The organism is Alistipes sp. i18-0019-D1 (assembly GCF_042852885.1).
In the GTDB taxonomy this organism is placed as follows: Bacteria; Bacteroidota; Bacteroidia; order Bacteroidales; family Rikenellaceae; genus Alistipes.
Window position 1 is genome coordinate 452544 of the sequence record NZ_AP031424.1, and the last position, 18173, is coordinate 470716.

Annotated in this window: 10 protein-coding genes; 9 read left to right on the top strand and 1 reads right to left on the bottom strand. The window is 59.5% G+C overall.

What is annotated here, in order from left to right; all coding sequences use genetic code 11:
* Positions 1–27: 27 nt before the first annotated feature.
* The 5 genes from ACGHP5_RS01875 to ACGHP5_RS01895 all read left to right on the top strand — a co-directional run bounded on the left by ACGHP5_RS01875 (position 28) and on the right by ACGHP5_RS01895 (position 10073).
* Positions 28–1569 (top strand): histidine kinase, encoded by a 1542-nt coding sequence (locus ACGHP5_RS01875; protein ID WP_337658263.1) that lies wholly within the window; start codon positions 28–30, stop codon positions 1567–1569.
* 122 nt (positions 1570–1691) lie between these two features.
* Positions 1692–4322, top strand: coding sequence for a zinc-dependent metalloprotease (locus ACGHP5_RS01880; protein ID WP_390567909.1), 2631 nt, complete (start codon positions 1692–1694; stop codon positions 4320–4322).
* A gap of 150 nt (positions 4323–4472) precedes the next feature.
* The gene (locus ACGHP5_RS01885; protein WP_337771985.1) at positions 4473–7847 is read left to right on the top strand and encodes a SusC/RagA family TonB-linked outer membrane protein; all 3375 of its coding nucleotides are present in this window, start codon (positions 4473–4475) and stop codon (positions 7845–7847) included.
* A gap of 12 nt (positions 7848–7859) precedes the next feature.
* Positions 7860–9233, top strand: coding sequence for a RagB/SusD family nutrient uptake outer membrane protein (locus ACGHP5_RS01890; RefSeq protein WP_321590106.1), 1374 nt, complete (start codon positions 7860–7862; stop codon positions 9231–9233).
* A gap of 90 nt (positions 9234–9323) precedes the next feature.
* Positions 9324–10073, top strand: a complete 750-nt coding sequence (locus ACGHP5_RS01895; protein WP_295901557.1) for a LytTR family DNA-binding domain-containing protein — start codon at positions 9324–9326, stop codon at positions 10071–10073.
* Positions 10074–11138: 1065 nt separating this feature from the next.
* Here the strand turns inward: ACGHP5_RS01895 and ACGHP5_RS01900 are convergent.
* Positions 11139–11690 carry an RNA polymerase sigma-70 factor gene (locus tag ACGHP5_RS01900; RefSeq protein WP_279065989.1) on the bottom strand — a complete coding sequence of 184 codons (552 nt, stop codon included), beginning with the start codon at positions 11688–11690 and terminating at the stop codon, positions 11139–11141.
* A 187-nt stretch (positions 11691–11877) separates the two neighbouring features.
* Between ACGHP5_RS01900 and ACGHP5_RS01905 the strand changes: the two genes are divergently transcribed.
* The 4 genes from ACGHP5_RS01905 (at position 11878) to ACGHP5_RS01920 (ending at position 18160) form a co-directional block, all read left to right on the top strand.
* Positions 11878–12225, top strand: coding sequence for a BACON domain-containing protein (locus ACGHP5_RS01905; protein WP_321590108.1), 348 nt, complete (start codon positions 11878–11880; stop codon positions 12223–12225).
* 28 nt (positions 12226–12253) lie between these two features.
* Complete coding sequence (locus ACGHP5_RS01910; RefSeq protein WP_390567910.1) at positions 12254–13231, top strand: FecR family protein; 978 nt, start codon at positions 12254–12256, stop codon at positions 13229–13231.
* 101 nt (positions 13232–13332) lie between these two features.
* Complete coding sequence (locus ACGHP5_RS01915; protein WP_390567911.1) at positions 13333–16752, top strand: SusC/RagA family TonB-linked outer membrane protein; 3420 nt, start codon at positions 13333–13335, stop codon at positions 16750–16752.
* 19 nt (positions 16753–16771) lie between these two features.
* Positions 16772–18160, top strand: a complete 1389-nt coding sequence (locus ACGHP5_RS01920; RefSeq protein ID WP_290531847.1) for a RagB/SusD family nutrient uptake outer membrane protein — start codon at positions 16772–16774, stop codon at positions 18158–18160.
* The last annotated feature ends 13 nt before the right edge of the window (positions 18161–18173 follow it).

The window sequence follows — 18173 nt, forward strand, 5'->3', positions numbered from 1 at the left end:
GCGAAAAAATCACTACATTTGTTCCGCATGGCACGACGGCGACATACCCCAAAAGGACGGCTTCTGATAACGGGAACGGCTCTGCTGGTCCTGCTCGTGGCAGGCATCCTGATCGCCGGACGCACGATCAACGGCGTGGCCGTGCAGATGAGCGGCCGTATCGTCACGCACATCAGCGAATACCATTACAGGCTGTTGCAGGTCGAATTCGAGCGCTCGGAGGGGGTGCTGGACGCCTCGGTGCAATTCATGCGCGAGCACCCCGCGCCGACGGACGGCGAACTGCACGCGCTCGCGGCGACGCTGATGCGGATGGACCCCAAAGCCGGGTGCGTCTGGTTCGCGGAAGCCGGGGGCCGCACGATCCGCAGCTACCCGCGCGGAGCAGCGCCCCGCACCACGGAGGCAGCCGGGGATTTCCGGCAGCGGCTCATCGCCGCAACGGACGGCGACTCGGTCCGCAGCCATGTGGCCAATTCGGGGCGGGTTCAGGTCTGGAGCATGGCCTGCCCGGTGACGGACCGGGCGGGGTGCAGGCACGTCTGCGGCGTCGACTTTCCGCTGCCCGAAATCTATACCTGCATGACGCAGAGCCCGGCCAGCAGCGGATACGCCACGCTGTTCGATCCCGAAGGGGTGATCGTCTACCATCCCGACAGCCTCAAACTGGGCCGTCCGGCGAGCGACCCGACGGGACTGGCGGCGTTCCGGAAGGTCGCGGCAACCGGACAGCGCGTCACCGTTCATGCGATCTCGGACTATCTAGGCATCGACGAGGAGCGCATCTACTACCCCATTCAGCTGGGCGGACGCCGCTGGGTGGCGGGCATCGGCATCCCCCGGCTGGTCATCGAGCAGGAGATCGACGATTTCCACTTCTACACGGTTTTCGCCGCCGTGATCTCGGTGCTGTTCTTCGCCGTGCTGCTCGTCCTGGCCCAGCGCCGCTGGCGCCGCGAATACGACCTGCGCCGCCATTCGGAACGGGAGTCGGCACAGCTCCACCTGCAACAGGTACTGGAGCAGATCGACCCCCACTTCCTGTTCAACTCGCTCAATTCGCTCTACGCGCTGATCCGCCGCAGCCCCGACCAGGCCCGGGAGTTCACGCTCACCCTCTCGCGCGTCTACCGCCGGGTGCTGGAGCGCCGCAAACAGATACTCTCGACGCTCTCCGAGGAGATCGACTTCACGTGGCAGTACTACACGCTTCAGAAAATCCGCTTCGACAACCGCATCGAGCTCACCACGGCCATCGACCCCGCGCTGCGCAACTGGCGGATTCCCTCGATGAGCCTCCAGACGCTGGTCGAGAACGCCGTGAAGCACAACCGCATCACGGACGGCAACCCGCTGCACATCCGCATCCGCACCGAGGGCGAAAGCCTCCTGATCGAGAACAACTACACGCCGCGCAGCGACGGCGACAAGGAGTCGCTCGGCGTGGGACTGGAACGAATCCGCTCGGTATACCGGTTCTACACCGAAGAGAACATCTCGATTTCGGTCGCCGACGGAACCTTCCGATGCCGCCTGCCGCTGCTGCCGCCCGAAAAACAATCCGCCTGATTGCGGCATTCACTCCCCCGATCCGGGCATTCGCCCCCGATCGTTTTTCTCTGAAAAATATAAATTTTATTATTGCATCGTGCGGATTTTACCGATTCGCGCGATAACTGCACTAATAAACGATGAATAAAAGACGATTGACCGGAGCGATGCTTGCCCTGACGGCACTCCTGCTGCTGACGGCCCCGACGGCCGAAGCGAAGGGAAAGCCGGGCCGCAAGTCGAAGAAAACCGAAGCCGCGGCCGTGAAGGCCGACACGACCAAAAAGGAGAAGAAAGGGTACGAACAACTGCTGAAAGGCGCCGTGACCGACAAGGGCATGTTCGACGTGCACCGCAAGGGAACCGACTTCCTGTTCGAGATACCCGACTCGCTGATGGGCCGCGAAATACTGATCGTCAACAAGATATCGGGCGTCCCCTACGCCCTGAACGATGCGGGTGTCAACAAGGGCATGGGATACGGCGAGAAGATCGTGCGTTTCCGCAAGGACACCCTCTATAAAAAGGTATGGGTCATGACCTACGACCCGCGCATCACCTCGCCCGAAGGCGACCGCATCACCCGCTCCGTGAAGGACAACTACCGCGAAACGGCGATCGAACAATTCCCGATCGAAGCCTACGGCAAGGATTCGGCGTCGGTGGTCATCAAGGTCAACAAGGTCTTCGACGGCAGCGAAAAGAGTTTCAACAACGTTTTCGGCTCCATCGGGCTGCCCGGATCCCCCAAGAAAGACCTTTCGAAGATCGAATCCGTCAAGTCGTTCCCCGAAAACATCATCGTCAAATCGCTCCTCTCGACCTCGCACACCGAGGAGGGCACGACGGTGCCCCTGACCGTGGACATCACCTCGAACCTGGTGCTGCTCGACAGGGAGCCGATGCGCCCGCGTTTCTCCGACGACCGCGTGGGTTATTTCGAGATCGGGCACCTCTACTTCAACGACGAACAGCAGAAAGCCGAGGAGCGCGCGTTCATCAACCGCTGGCGGCTGGAGCCGAAACCCGAGGACGTGGAGCGTTACAAGCGCGGCGAACTGGTCGAACCGCAGAAGCCCATCGTGCTCTGGATCGACCCGGCGACCCCGCCCGTATGGGTTCCCTACATCAAGAAAGGCATCGTCGAGTGGCAGGAGGCCTTCGAGGCCGCGGGCTTCAAAAACGCCATCGTGGCCCGGGAGGTCACACCCGACGACCGGGAGTTCGACATCGACGACGTGCGCTACTCGGTGGTGACCTACGCCGCTTCGGAGATGGCCAACGCCATGGGACCCTCGGTGATCGACCCCCGCAGCGGCGAGATCATCGAGGCCGACATCATCTGGTGGCACAACGTGATGAGCATTCTCCACGCCTGGATCCGTCTTCAGACCGGCGCCGTGGACCCCGCAGCCCGCGGCAATACGCTGCCGACGGAGGTGATGGGCAACGCCGTGCGCTTCGTATCGTCGCACGAACTGGGCCACAGCCTCGGACTGAAGCACAACTTCGGGGCTTCCTACTCCGTGCCGGTGGATTCGCTCCGCTCGAAGACCTACACCGCAACGAACGGCACGGCCAGTTCGATCATGGACTACGCCCGCTTCAACTACGTGGCACAACCCGAGGACGGCATCACGCAGCTGACACCCAAGATCGGGACCTACGACAAACACGCCATCAACTGGGGCTACCGCTGGCTCGACGTGAAGGACCCGCACGAGGAGCTGCCGACGCTCAACGCCTGGCTGCGCGAGCACGAGAACGATCCCGAATACTGGTACGGCGAGCAGTCGCGCGAAGGCATCGACCCCCGGTCGCAGTCGGAAGACTTGAGCAACGACGCCGTGCAGGCCGGCATATACGGCACGAAGAACCTTCAGCGCATCATTCCCCACGTGACGGACTGGACCTCGGAGGAAGGCAAACTGCAATATGAAGGCGGCCGGCTGCTGATGGCCATCGTCTTCCAGTGGCTGGCCTATGCCGACCACGTGAAGACCAACGTCGGCGGTTTCCACCTCAACAACGTCGTGGCGGGGCACGACATCGACCGCTACGTACCCGTTCCGGCCGACTACCAGCGCCGAAGCGTCAAATACCTCATCGACGAGGTGTTCACCACCCCCGAATGGCTGTTCGGCGCCAAGGCGTGGGACAAGGCCTATGCGCAGCGTTCGTCGCCCGTGGGACAGATGGAGTACGCCCCCTACAACTTCGCGCGCGAACTCCAGTACAAGACCTACTACGAACTGCTGGCCGACCAGCGGCTGGTGCGCATGTACGAGGTCGAGGCGCGGCAGGGACGCGGGGCGAAGACCTATACGCCCGAGCAGATGCTGGACGACATCACGCGCGCCGTCTTCATCCGCCCCGGGGGCCGCTCGCTCTCGATCTGGGAGCGGATGAGCCAGAAAAACTACGTCGACGCGCTGATCGTCTCGTCGAACATCACGATGGTGAAGACCACCAAGATGGGATCGACGCTCCGCGACCATGCGCACGACGGGCGCGGGTGCGCCTGCTCGCTGATGCAGGAGGCCCCCGAGCTGAACCTCGAACCGCTGCCGAGACCCGAGGACATCGGCTTGCGCACGGCACGCAACTACGACATGATGCAGCGTGTGAGCGAAACCACGTCGGCCAAGCGGGCCGAAATGCGGAGGCTGCTGACCGTCGTGCAGGGCCGCTTCCAAAGCGGCGACCCGGCGACCCGGAACCATTACCGCGATCTCGAACTGAGGCTGAAAGAAGCCCTGCGAATGTTATAAACCCCAACGCTGCAAAGCCGTCTTCCACCCCGGAAAGACGGCTTTGCGGCAACTGAAAGGAGATTCAACGAAGTTACAATCTCGAATCAATATCCGGAAAACGACTTCGATTCAACAGAAAAACAACTCAAACACATCCATATTTGTAACATGAAAAAATTCCTTACGCTATTCGTTCTGGTCTGTCCCCTGCTGGCAATGGCGCAGCAGACCCGGCAGATCACGGGCCAGGTGCTCGACCGCGCCGACGGAACGCCGCTCGTGGGAGCAACCGTCTTCATCGCACCCGAAGAGACCCAGGCCAAAGACTACAACCCGCAGGGAACAATCGCCTACGAGCAGGGACGCTTCGCCTTCAAACTGCCCGCGAGCGTCCGGAAAGTCGTGGTCAGCTACCTCGGCTACGAAGCCCGGACCCTCGATATTTCGGGCAAGAGCGACTTCACGATCTACCTCTCGGCGTCGGACAACAAGGTGGACGCCGTGGTGGTGACCGGATACCAGCGCATCGAGAAGCGCAAGCTGACCTCGTCGATCTCTTCGGTCAAGATGTCGGACATCTCGCGCGACGGCGTGGCGAGCGTCGACGAAATGCTCTCGGGGTCGATCGCAGGTCTCGTGTCGACCCCCACCACGGGCGGACCGGGCGCGGCCAGCAAGATCAAGATCCGAAGCACCGTGACGCTGAACGGCAACACCGACCCGCTGTGGGTGCTCGACGGCATGCCGCTCGAAGGCAACGACATCCCGAAGGACTGGTCGTCGAAGGAGAGCGTCGACAACCTCTACAACATGTCGATCGCGGGACTCAACCCGTCGGACATCGAGGACATCACCGTGCTGAAAGACGCCGCCGCGACGGCCATCTACGGCGCACGCGCGGCGAACGGCGTGATCATCATCACCACCAAGAAAGGCGTCCGCAACCAGGCGATGCGCGTCAACGTTTCGGCCTCGCTGTTCGTGACCGACCGTCCCGACCTCTCGCGCCTCAACCTGATGAACGCCTCGCAGAAGGTCGACCTGGAGCTGGGGCTGGCGGCGAACGGCCGGCTCAACTTCCTGCCGGGCATGGGCGGCGTCGCCCGCATCCTGGACAAGGCCGGGGAGCGTCAGGCGCTCGTCGGCGGCGGAGGCCCCGCATCGCTCTCCCCCGAGACGCGGAGCGCGATCGACGCCCTGCGCAGCAACGGCACCGACTGGGGCCGCGAAATCTACCGGACCGCGCTCAACCAGCAGTACAGCGTCAGCATTTCGGGCGGCAGCGGCAAGACCGGCTACTACTTCTCGGGCGGCTACTACAACGAGCAGGGAACGACCGTCGGAACGGGATTCGAGCGTCTGAACCTCACGATGAAGACCGACTACGACCTGCTGCAGAACCTGCGCTTCGGCGCTTCGGTGTTCGTGGGGCAGAACAAGAACGACTCTTACCTCTCCGACACAGACGTATTCACCAACCCGTCGCGCTACACCCGCACGGTGAACCCCTACCTGAACGCCTACAACCCCGACGGCAGCTACGTGTACGACCCCGACATGACGGTCAACACGGGCAATGCCGACGTGCTCGATTTCAACTTCCTGGAGGAGCGCGCCCGCACGGAGTACACGCTCAAGACCCGTTCGATCAAGACGATCTTCGACCTGGATTACCGTCCGGTGAAGGGACTGAAACTCTACACGCAGTTCGGCCTGCAGGTCGATAACTCCGCGACCGAGAAAATGGCGCAGGAAAACACCTACTTCACCCGCAAATATCAGCTCAAATCGATGGTGGATCAGGTGGTGCGCCTGCCGAAGGGCGGCGTAATCCAGAACTGGAACGGCGACCTCTCGCAGTACAACTGGAAAGCGCAGGCCGAGTATGCGGGCACGTTCGGCGGAAAGCACGAACTGGACCTGATGGCCGGTCTGGAAATGCGCGGCGTAACCAACACGACCGTACATACCAAGGGCTTCGGATACGACCACAAAACGATGACGAGCAAACCGATCAACGTTCCCGAGGACAGCGACCTGCTGGACGACGAGAGCTTCAGGCAGTATACGAAAAGCTTCTACGAAAACCGCTACCTGTCGTACTTCTTCACCGGGTCGTACACCTACGACAACCGCTACACCGTTTTCGGTTCGATGCGCTACGACGGCACGAACCTCTTCGGCGTGGATCCCAAATACAAATTCAACCCGATGTGGTCCATCTCGGGCGCATGGAGCATCAACCGCGAACGTTTCCTGCGCGACGCCCGGTGGCTCGACAACCTGCGCCTGCGGGTATCCTACGGCGCCCAGGGCAATATCGACCGCACCACCTCGCCCTACATCCTCGGCACGTGGAACAGCACCTCGCTCGGCGGGGCGAGCGAAGACCGCATCGACGTAACGTCGCCGCCCAACCAGAACCTGCGCTGGGAGACGACCTATTCGTGGAACACGGCTCTCGATTTCGCTGCGTTCGAACACCGTCTCGGCTTCACGTTCGAACTCTACGGACGCCGGAGCAAAGACCTGATCACCACGCGCACGATTCCCTCGGAAACGGGATTCATCTCGACATCGAGCAACTACGGCGAAATCTCAAGCAAAGGTATCGAATTCACGCTCAACACGGTGAACATCCGCACGCGCGACTTCCGCTGGGAGACTTCGATCAACATCGCCCACAACACCGACAAGGTCGAAAAGGTGCGTATCGACGACAACAGCTGGAGCCCCTCGCTGCAAGGCTATTCGTCGGGCGCCGTGTTCGCCATCAAAACCGCTGGGCTGGACGAAAACGGCATTCCGATGTTCTGGCGCGACGGGGAGAAGATCTCGCTCCAGGAGTTCGTCGGCTTCCGCGTGGAAGCCAGCGACCCCTGGGGACTGGGAATTCCGGAATACTTCGAATACGGACCGGCGATGAATGTATCGCAGAAGGACGTGCGCAGCTACCTGACCTACGCCGGCTCCCGCAACCCGGATGTGACGGGAGGTTTCAACAACCGGTTCTACTACAAGAATTTCGACCTGGCGATCTCGTGCAACTTCGTTTTGGGACAGCTCATGACGCGCTCGCCCTTCTACAACCCCGCGCAGACCAACCCCGGACAAAACTACACCACCGAAATGAACAAGGTGTGGTCGCCGTCCAACACCTCGGGAACCTACCCTTCGCTCACGGGCAACCTGCAGGCCGACGGTTCGGCCTGGGGCGACTGGGACGAGAACCCCGACCCGTACAGGGTCTATTACTGGATCATGGATAATTTCCCGACAAACGTCAACCTGTTCAACAGCCTCGACATCTGGAACCAGAAGGTCAACTACTTCCGCGTGAACAGCATCCGGCTGGGATACTCCTTCCCGCAGCGAATCACGCGCAAACTCCACATGGCCGGATTGCGCGTGCACTTCGAAGCCCGCAACCCGCTGGTGATCGCCACGAACTACGACGGCTATTTCGATCCTGAGACCTACGGCAACATCTATGCGCAGCCGATGGCACGCACCTACTCGGTCGGACTGAACATTACCTTCTAATACGTTGAAAAAATGAGAAAAAACGCATATATCCTGCTTGCCGCACTGGGTCTCGCCTCGTGCAACTACCTGGAAATCGAGCCTGTCGGAAAGGTGATTCCCCACAAGACCTCGGAATACCGGGCACTGCTCACCGAAGGTTACAGCCGGTTTCCCTACACCAGTTCGAAGGCCTACACCGGACTGCTGTCCGATGAAGTCGGCACGTTCCACGAAGGCAACTTCTTCGACAGCAGCGACGCCATAGCCCTCTCCTACAACTACACCTGGCAATACGAAACGCAGATGTGGGAGTATCCCTACCAATACTATTACCGCGCCGCCTTCCAGGCCAATGCCGTGATCGACGGCGTGGCGGACGCGGACGACGACGCGTCGGGAGAATCGAAAAGTCAGATTCTCGGCGAGGCATACGCCTTGCGCGCTTACGCCCACTTCGATCTGGTGAACCTCTACGGAAAGCCCTACGATCCGCAGACCGCTCCGACCGACCGGGGCGTACCCCTGTCCACCTACATCGACATCGAACAGAAATACCGCCCGACGAACGTCGCGGCCGTCTACGAACAGATCGTCGAAGACATCGAAGCGGCCGAAGGGGCGATGACCCTGGAGAAACAGGAGAGTCCGACGCTCAACTACCGGTTCTCGCTCGATGCCCTCGCCGCCTTCAAGGCACGCGTCATGCTCTACATGCGCAACTGGCAAGCGGCTTACGATGCAGCGACGAGCCTGCTCCCCAAATACGAACTGGTGGATTTCAACGCCTCTCCCGAAAGCGCCGACCTGCCCTGGAAGGCGACCTCTCCCGAGGCCATATTGGCCTGGGAACGCCCGTTCGGCGGCGGAAACGGCGACCTGCGGGGCGCCAGCATCCTGTCGGACAAGATCCTCGGGCTGCTGGACGAAGCGACGGACAACCGCCGCAACTACCTCAATCCGGTGAATGCCTACGACGAAAACTGGACGCCGACGCTGCTGGGATACTGCGTGAACCGTTCGTCGTCGGACCGCGTGTCGATCCGCATCGCCGAGATGTACCTCATCGCCGCCGAGGCCGGCTCGTACCTGCCCGCGGAACTGGAAAAGGCCAAGGGATACCTGCTCGACCTGAAGGCCAAGCGGCTGAAACCCGAGGCGATGGAGGCCCAGCGCACGAAGGTCGGAGCGATGGATGCGGAGCAGCTGCGCGCAGAGGTCGCCGACGAGCGCGCCCGCGAACTGCTCGGAGAGGGACACCGTTGGATGGACCTCCGCCGAACGACCCGGCCGGCCATCACCAAGACCTACAAGGACCGGACCTACACCCTCAATGCGAACGACGCGCGTTACACGCTGCCTTTCCCGCAGTCGGCCATCGACAGCAACCCCGAGCTGAACAACTGAACCGCGGGAACGATCCGGAAACCTTCGGAGTCCCGATGAAAAACAGTCCGGTTTTTGCACCGGACTGTTTTTTTTGTAATTTTACACGTCATGAGAGCCATTATCATAGAGGACGAACCGCTGTCGGTCGCGGAACTGCGCACGACGCTCGCGGAGATCGCACCGCAGATCGAGGTCGTCGCCACGGCATCGTCGGTCGCGGAGGCTGCCGCGGTCATCGCCGGCGTCGTTCACGACCTGATTTTCATGGACATCCACCTCGGAGACGGCAGCGGGTTCGACATCTTCGAACGCACGGAGATCACCGTGCCGGTCATCTTCATCACGGCCTACGACTCCTATGCCCTGAAAGCCTTCGAAAACAAGGGCATCGACTACCTGCTGAAACCCTTCGGACGCGAGGATTTGCAGCGGGCGATCGATAAGCTGGGGCTTTTATCGGGGGGGGGAAGCGCGTCTGCGGAGCACGGCGCCCCGACGCAGACGCCTCCCGTTTACCAGGAACGCTTCCTGGTACACATGGGCGCCCGGATGAAATCGGTCACTACGGCCGAGATCGCCTATTTCATGGCCGACGGCAAGTACCTCCACCTGGTGACCCACGACGGGAAAGACTACATCGTCGACCGCACGCTGACCGAGGTGGGCGAAAAACTGCCGCCGAACCTCTTTTTCCGGATCAACCGCCGCTTCATCGTCGCCTTCGACGCCATCCGGGAGATGATACGCTACTCGGGCAGCCGGATCAAGGTGGTGCTCCACCCGCCCCTCGCCGAAGGGGAGGAGGCGTTCGTCAGCACCGACCGCGTGCCCGATTTTCGGCAGTGGCTGAACAGATAATGTTCCGGGCCATACGATCACAGGCTGTCCGAGAACGGATTTTCCGGAATATCCCTGCGATTTTTGATTTTAAGCCGGAGAGTTCCGTGCATCGTGAAGAACGGGATGGATGAACAATACTTCGGTACTACCCATTCACATCCAGATAGAGTTGTAACTTAAAAAGTTATGACTCTATTTGCATATAGCAGCTAATGGTTAGGAAACGGTTGTATGCATTTGTTCGCATCTGCTTTCCTTCATGTCAAACAACTCCTGTTATTGAATACAAATTCAATAAAAAGTCCCGATTTTTCAAATAGGATAATTTATGCCATAGTAACTCATTTTGGGAAATAGACTGTTCTTCGATGGTCATATTCCATCAAATGGTCGTGAGCAACGAAACCATTTCGGAGGATATGGCGTTTTCGTTCCGGAATATTGAGGAACATAAACACATTGACAACCGCTTGTACGCTATATAGAGCGTATGATTTTGAATATTTGGAATACGAATATCAAAGCGCATTGTATGGATCGCCGATAGCACAGCATTCGAGCAGGCAGGCCAGATATTCCCGGAACGAGCACATGCAGAGAGTTCAGTTTCAATAGGCTCTCCCGTTTCGAAATAGGTTGAACCTGATAGATAAGCCCATTATATGCGATATTAAACCGTTTACATAAATATCGATCGCTTCTGAAGCATACGATACCCCCCGGGGATCTCTGGTTTTGGAAACTCATGAATCCCCGGGGCGATCTATGATGAATCCGTTTTTCGGTGTGGGTGGGATCAAAATAATGTAACGGCTTTATTGATCAGATCGTTACATTTTTGCATCGGATAATAGGTAATGAGAAAGTAACGGTTTGTTTTCAGTTTGTTGCACTCAAATACCGCGTTTCAAATAACTTCTTGTAAGATACGAAAATTTTTGGGGATAGGCAAATTCTCTACAACAAAGGAAGGGTTTGCATCATCGTTATCAATACCGAATGTCTTGCTACACAGAATCTGTACATGTGTCACCAAATTGTCCAGTCCTGCAAAAGGCCTCGTCCCCTTTCCGTTTCGGCAGGCTATATGAAAAATGCCATCGCCGAGAGGAGTTTGCGCAGTTCGGCCAGCGCTCCCGAGATGTGGTACTGCACGGTCTTGGGGCTGATGTTGAGCGCCTCGGCGATATCGTTGTAGGACATGTTCTCGTAACGGCTCATGCAGAAAACCCGGCGCCGCTGCTCGGGCATGTTGCGGACGGCCACGTCGATCATCTCCAGCAGATCGTCCGTCGACACCCGATTTTCGGTTTCGGGAACAAGCGGATTCTCCCCGGTCCCGACCTGCGTCTGGTACTTGTACCGGACCTGCCGGTATTTGAAGGCATTGAAAATGGCGTTACGCGTCATGCGGAACAGATAGCCCCGGAACGAAAGTATCTTCCCCATATCCCGGCGCTGCTCCCAGATCTTGAGGAAAATATCATGCGTAACATCCTCGGCATCAGTACTGTCCTTGAGAAGCCGGAAAGCGAAGTCGCGGACCTTGGAGGCATAGCGCAGGTAGAGGATATCCAATGCTTCAGAGTCCCCGTCCCTCAATTTTTTCAGGATGATATGTTCGTCACTGTCCATGGTCGGCTGGTGCAAATATAGATTTAAAGCGAATAAATCAAAAATCTTTTCACCTTTTTTCACTACTTTTTAACAGATCACCGGAAAAATAAAAAAAATTGTACGAACTGACTGGCAATAACCGCCGGTCAGTTGTCTTATTAATGGAACCGGTCCGAAAACAACCTTTTAACTTTAAAAACTGAAGATGAAAAAACAGCTACTATTCATTGCGTTCCTGTTATGCGCATGTCTGGCGGGCGGTTGCAAGGACGACGATCCGTCGGCCCCCGACAGCCTCTACATGTACAGCACCTCGGGAACCGTCGAGGCCGTTGCCGGCACACAGTCGGTGACGATCTACACCACCTGCGGCTGGAAAGCCACCGGCGACGACTGGATCACGGTCGCCCCCCTTTCGGGAGGCGAAAAGGGCATTTTCGCCGTTCACCTCAGCTTCGGGGCCAACGACACGGGCGCACTGCGCACCGGCCGGGTCGTCTTCGAGGCCGGGACCTATTCGGAAACCTACACCCTGACCCAGAAAGCGCAATAAACCACAGCCCCTCTAAAACCGGCACACGATGAGCAAAACGGAGCGCAAGCGAATCATCGGCTATATATTCCGCCATCCGGACACCCCGGAAGACATCCGGCAGCAATTCGAACGCTGGATGCTGGCCCGGGAGCAGGAACCCGAGATCGACGAGATCCTGTGGGAGATATGGAACACGCATACCGCACCCGTCTCGGAAGAGGAGGACCGCAAGGGGCTCGAACGCCTCCGGGCATCGCTCCGTGCGAGCCGGGTCCGCACGCTACCCCGTCGCGTCCTGCGCTATGCGAGCATGGCCGCTGCCGTGGTGCTGGTATTCCTCGGAGGCTATTTCGCTGCCACACAGACGCTCGCACCCGAAAAGGAGGTCACGCTGTTGACTGCCAAGGGACATGTCGGGGAGTTCACCCTGCCCGACGGAACGAAGGTGTGGCTCAACGGCGAAAGCCGGTTGAAATACGACGCGGATTTCTCGGGAAAGACCCGTGACGTGGCCCTGACGGGCGAAGCGTTCTTCGAAGTGCGCAAAGATACGCTGCGGCCGTTCCGCGTCAGCATGAACGACCTCGAGATCGAGGTGCTGGGCACCTCGTTCGACGCCATGAACTATGCGTTCGGATCGAGCGAGGAGGTGGTGCTCAAAACCGGCTCGGTGAAGATCTCCGGGGAGTATCTCCGCAGGCCCGTGACGCTGCGTCCCGACGAGAGGTTCTCGCTCGACCGATTCTCGAAACGCGCCTGTGTCGAAAAGGTCGACGCCCGGAATTACAGCCAGTGGTTTTCTCCGCGTCTGATCTTCGACAACACGCCGCTGAAAGACATCATCATCAACCTCGAACGGAGGTACAACATCGAAATCGCCCTCTCCTCGAACATCTCGCCTGAAAAACGACTGTCGCTGGTCGTCTGCCACGAACCGCTGGAAGACCTCATGGAGGTAATGTCCTCGCTGATGTCGATCCGCTACCGCATAGACGGCAACCGCGTTCTGATCACGCAGAGATAAATCCTGTAACATAGACGGTCTGTTCCGAAGCCTCCCGCAACAAGAGGTTCCGGCATACCCTTCCATTTGAAAAACCGAATCAAACACAAACCGAAACTATCATGAATGAACTCAACGTTTTGAAAAGGATCTGCCGGCATCTGTATCTGGCTGTCCTCCTCTGCGCGGTGTCGGCCGCCACGGCTTCGGCCCAGGTCCCGACCGTCACCGTCGATGCGAAGAACGTTACCATCAAGGAGCTGTTGCAGCGCATCGAAGCCAACAGCCAGTACACGTTCGCCTACATCGACGCCGACATCAACCCCGACAAGCGGGTCTCGGTGAAAGCCGTCAACCGCAGCATCGCCTCGATCGTCGCCGAAGTGCTTCCCAATGTGAATATGGAAGTCAAGGGGTTGAAAATCGTACTCACAGCCAAACGGGGGGGGGAATCGCAGATCCGCCCGGCCGCTGACGCCGGACGCTCCGTGAAGGGCCGCGTGACCGACGAAAGCGGCGCGCCGGTGATCGGCGCCACCGTCATCCTGAAAGGCACCACGACGGGCACGGCGACCAACGCCGCCGGCGAATACGCCATCGACATCCGGCAGGCCGACGCCGTGCTGGTCTTCTCGCTCATTGGCTACAACAAGGTCGAGGTGGCACTATCCGAAGGTCAGACGCAGGCCGACGTTACGCTGAAGAGCGAGGCCATCGCCATGGACAACGTGGTGGTCGTGGGCTACGGCGTACAGAACAAGCGCGACGTGACGACGGCCATCTCGTCCATCAAGGCCGAAGACTTCGCCGCCATGCCGACGGCCGATTTCCGCGACGCCATGGCCGCCAAGATGCCTGGCGTGCAGGTGCTCACCCTGGGCGGCCAGCCCGACGGCAACGTCTCGATCCGCATCCGCGGCATCCAGTCGGCCACGTCGGGCAACGACCCGCTCTACGTCATCGACGGCGTTCCGTGCGACGCCCGGGCCTTCTCGAACCTCGAAAGCAGCGACATCGAAAGCCTCGAAGTGCTCAAAGACGCCTCGGCGGCTGCGATCTACGGTTCGCGCGGTTCGTGCGGTGTCATTCTCATCACGACCAAGCGCGGCGAAGGCGAACGCCCCGTCGTGAGCTACGACGGCCAGTTCAGCGTCTCGAACGTTTCGAAGACGATCGACATGCTCGACGCCTATGAATTCGCCAGAATCTTCAAGGAGGCCCGCGACGGCGCCTACCTGTTCAACGTCCCGACGGGTTCGATCGACGACCCCTACGAGGACCGTCCCCAGACCTACCACCGCGTCGACCCGCTCATCACGGCCTACTTGCAGGACAAGACCGGCACGATGACCGACACCGACTGGCAGGACGCCATCTTCCGCACGGCCTATTCGACCAAGCACTCCGTATCGGTCTCGGGCCGCACCAAGACGCTGGGTTACTACATCGGCGCCAACTACCTCTACCGCGAAGGAACGATCATCGGCTCGGATTTCGAACGATACAGCTTGCGGGCCAACATCGACGGCAAGCGCAACCGGCTGAAATACGGCGTCAGCTTCTCGCCCTCCTATTCGAAGACCAACTATATCTCCTCCGACACGCAGTACGGCAGCGACGGCGTGATCGCCTCGGCGCTGATGGCGCCCCCGGTCTTCCCGGTCTACAACGCCGACGGCTCCTACAACTGGGACATGAACGGATTCCTGCGCGTCAACAGCTGGGACACCCAGACCAACGAAGTGCTGAACCCCGTGGCGCTGGCGCTCGAAATCGACGACGTGCGCGAGAAGATCAACATCCTGGGCAACGCCTATGTCTCCTACGAATTCATCAAGGGACTGGAATACAAATTCACGGCCGGCGGCGACTACTACTCCTACATCCGCAACTACTACCGACCGTCGTACATCCCCCTGCGCGGCCTCAAATACCTCGACGCCCCGTCGGACCCCAAGGCACAGAACAACATGCAGTCCTACTTCCACTGGACCATCTCCAACCAGCTCTCCTTCAACCGCACCTTCGGCGACCACTCGGTCAATGCCGTGGCGGTCTACGAAGCCGAGAAACAGAGCATCCAGACCTCGCAGATCGTGGGCACAGGCACGGCCGGCGACGACAAGATCCGCACCACCAAGGGCAAGACCCTCGATCTGGACAACACCTACAACAACAAGTACGCCTACACGTTCGCCTCGTGGCTCGTGCGTGCGCAGTACTCCTACAAGGGCCGCTACATGGTTTCGGCCTCGATCCGCGGCGACGGCTCGTCGCGCTTCGCCCCCAATACCCGGTGGGGTTATTTCCCCGCGGCCTCGGTAGGCTGGCGCATGAGCGACGAACGTTTCCTGCGCGACGTGAAGTGGATCGACGACCTGAAACTCCGCGCCAGCGTGGGCCAGACCGGCAACGCCCAGATCGGCAACTCGGAATACCTGGCGCTCTACGGCACGACGAACATCGACCTCGGCAACGGACTCACCTCGCAGGTCTATCCCTCGCAGATCGCCAACAACGACCTGGGCTGGGAGAAGAACACGCAGTACAACATCGGCCTCGACGTGAGCCTCTGGCGCGGCACGCTCGGATTCACCGCCGACTACTACTATTCGAAGACGACCGACATGCTGTTCGACGTTCCGGTTTCGTCGGTGTCGGGACTCACCTCGTCGAACGTCAACATCGGCTCGATGCAGAACCGGGGTATCGAGCTGGCGCTCACCTCGCGGCGCAGCTTCGGCGACTTCTCCTACGCCTTCGCGGCCAACTGGTCGCTCAACCGCAACAAGGTGCTGAGCCTCGGCGATGAGAACGCCGACATCATCAAGGAATCCTCCTACGCCGGCGGCTACTACCTCACGCGCGTGGGCCAGCCCGTCGGCTGCTACTACCTGCTCGTGCAGGACGGCGTCTTCCACAGCCAGGAGGAACTGGATTCCTATCCCCATTTCGACACGACGACGGTCGGTGACTTCCGCTTCGTCGACGCCAACGGCAACGGCATTCTCGAAAAGGACGCCGACCGCGTCATCGCGGGCAACTACATGCCTGATTTCTACTACGGCTTCTCGGTCAACCTCTCGTACAAGGGCTTCGACCTGGCAGCCAACTTCCAGGGCGTCTACGGCAACGAGATCCTGAACCTCGAACGCCGCTACCTGCTCAACATGGAGGCTTCGTCGAACATGATGAAGGAGTCGCTGCAACGCTATCCCTACGGGGAGCTGAACCGCGCCACCCGCAAGTCGAGCGGCAACAACGGTGCCTGCACATCGACGTTCCACCTCGAAGACGGCTCCTACCTGCGCCTGCAAAACCTCTCGCTGGGATACACCTTCCCCGACCGCTGGACCCGCAAGGCCGGCATCTCGAAGCTGCGCGTGTACGTGCAGGGCACGAACCTCTTCACGTGGACCGACTATTCGGGCTACAACCCCGAGGTCAACAAACGCTCGACGGACGCCCTGCGTCCGGGCGAGGACTACTGCTCCTACCCACTGTCGCGCACGTTCAGCGTCGGTGTGAACTTTAACCTGTAATCAAAAAATGACGATGACCATGAAACCGAAACATATCCTTGCGCTGGGACTCCTCGCACTGGGCCTGGGCTCGTGCGGCGAAGGATTCTTCGAACAGTACCCGAGCAACAACATCACCGAAGGCAACTTCTACAAGACCGACGACGACTTCAACCAGGGAGTCGTGGCGTGCTATGCCAAGCTCAAAACCCAGATGAGCTTCCACCTCACGGAGATCGGCTACCGCAGCGACGAAAACGTCCTCGAATCGATGGCCGTATCGACGCAGGACCGTTACGACATCGACCATTTCGCCGAGACGGCCAGCAACGGCATCCTGAACGACATCTGGGATGCCTGGTACAACGGCATCTACCGCTGCAACGACGTGCTTGACCACATGGCCGGAGCCAAGATCGCCAACTACGACAAATACCGCGGCGAATGCCTCTTCATGCGGTCGTGGTGGTATTTCAACCTTTACCGGGTCTTCGGCGTGGTGCCCATCACCCGCACCGTAGTGGCCCCGGCGGCCGCCAAACTCATCCCCCGCTGTACGGAGGAGGAGATGTACACCCTGCTGACCGAAGACCTCGCGGAAGCCGCCCGACTGCTGCCGTCGACGCCCGGCGCCGAGAAGGCCCGCGTGGCGAACATCGCAGCCTACACGCTGCTGGCGAAGGTCTACCTCACGTTCGGAAAGCCCGCCGAAGCCAAAACGGTTCTGGAAGAGGCGATGAAAAACACGGCTTACGGGCTGGAATCCACGACGAAAAAAGCCTTCGACGTGGGCAACAAGATGAACAAGGAGATCATCTTCGCGCTCTACTACAACAAGACCAACGACAACGGCCACGGCTACTGGTACAGCGCCAATACGGAAGTGCTGGCCGACATCCGGAACCCGACGCCCGAATTCAAGGCGATCTACGACGGCGGGAAGGACAACCGCCTGCCGCTGATCGGCACCTACACCAAGATTTCGAGCAACCTCTTCGCCATGACCAAATGGTACGACACCTACGACGCGACCTACACGACGCAGGTGGGCAACGACTTTCCGCACCTGCGCTATGCCGACGTGGTGCTGATGTACGCCGAGGCGCTGGCCGAATCGGGCGGCAGTCTGGGCGATGCGCTGGTGTGGCTCAACAAGACCCGCACGCGGGCAGGCCTCGACGAACTGACGACCGACGAGGTCAAAAGCCTGGCGGAGTTCCGCCGCGAACTGGCCGCCGAACGGGGCCGCGAATTCGCCCTCGAAGGCCACCGCTGGTTCGACCTCGTGCGGCTGGGGCTGGCCGTCGATTATTTCCGAGGACTGGGCTATACGCTCGACTCGCACAACCTGATCTTCCCGATCCCGCAGAGCCAGATCGAAATCGTGAACAACCCGTCGATTCTGTGGCAGAATCCCGGTTTCAATTAACCAACATTATAAG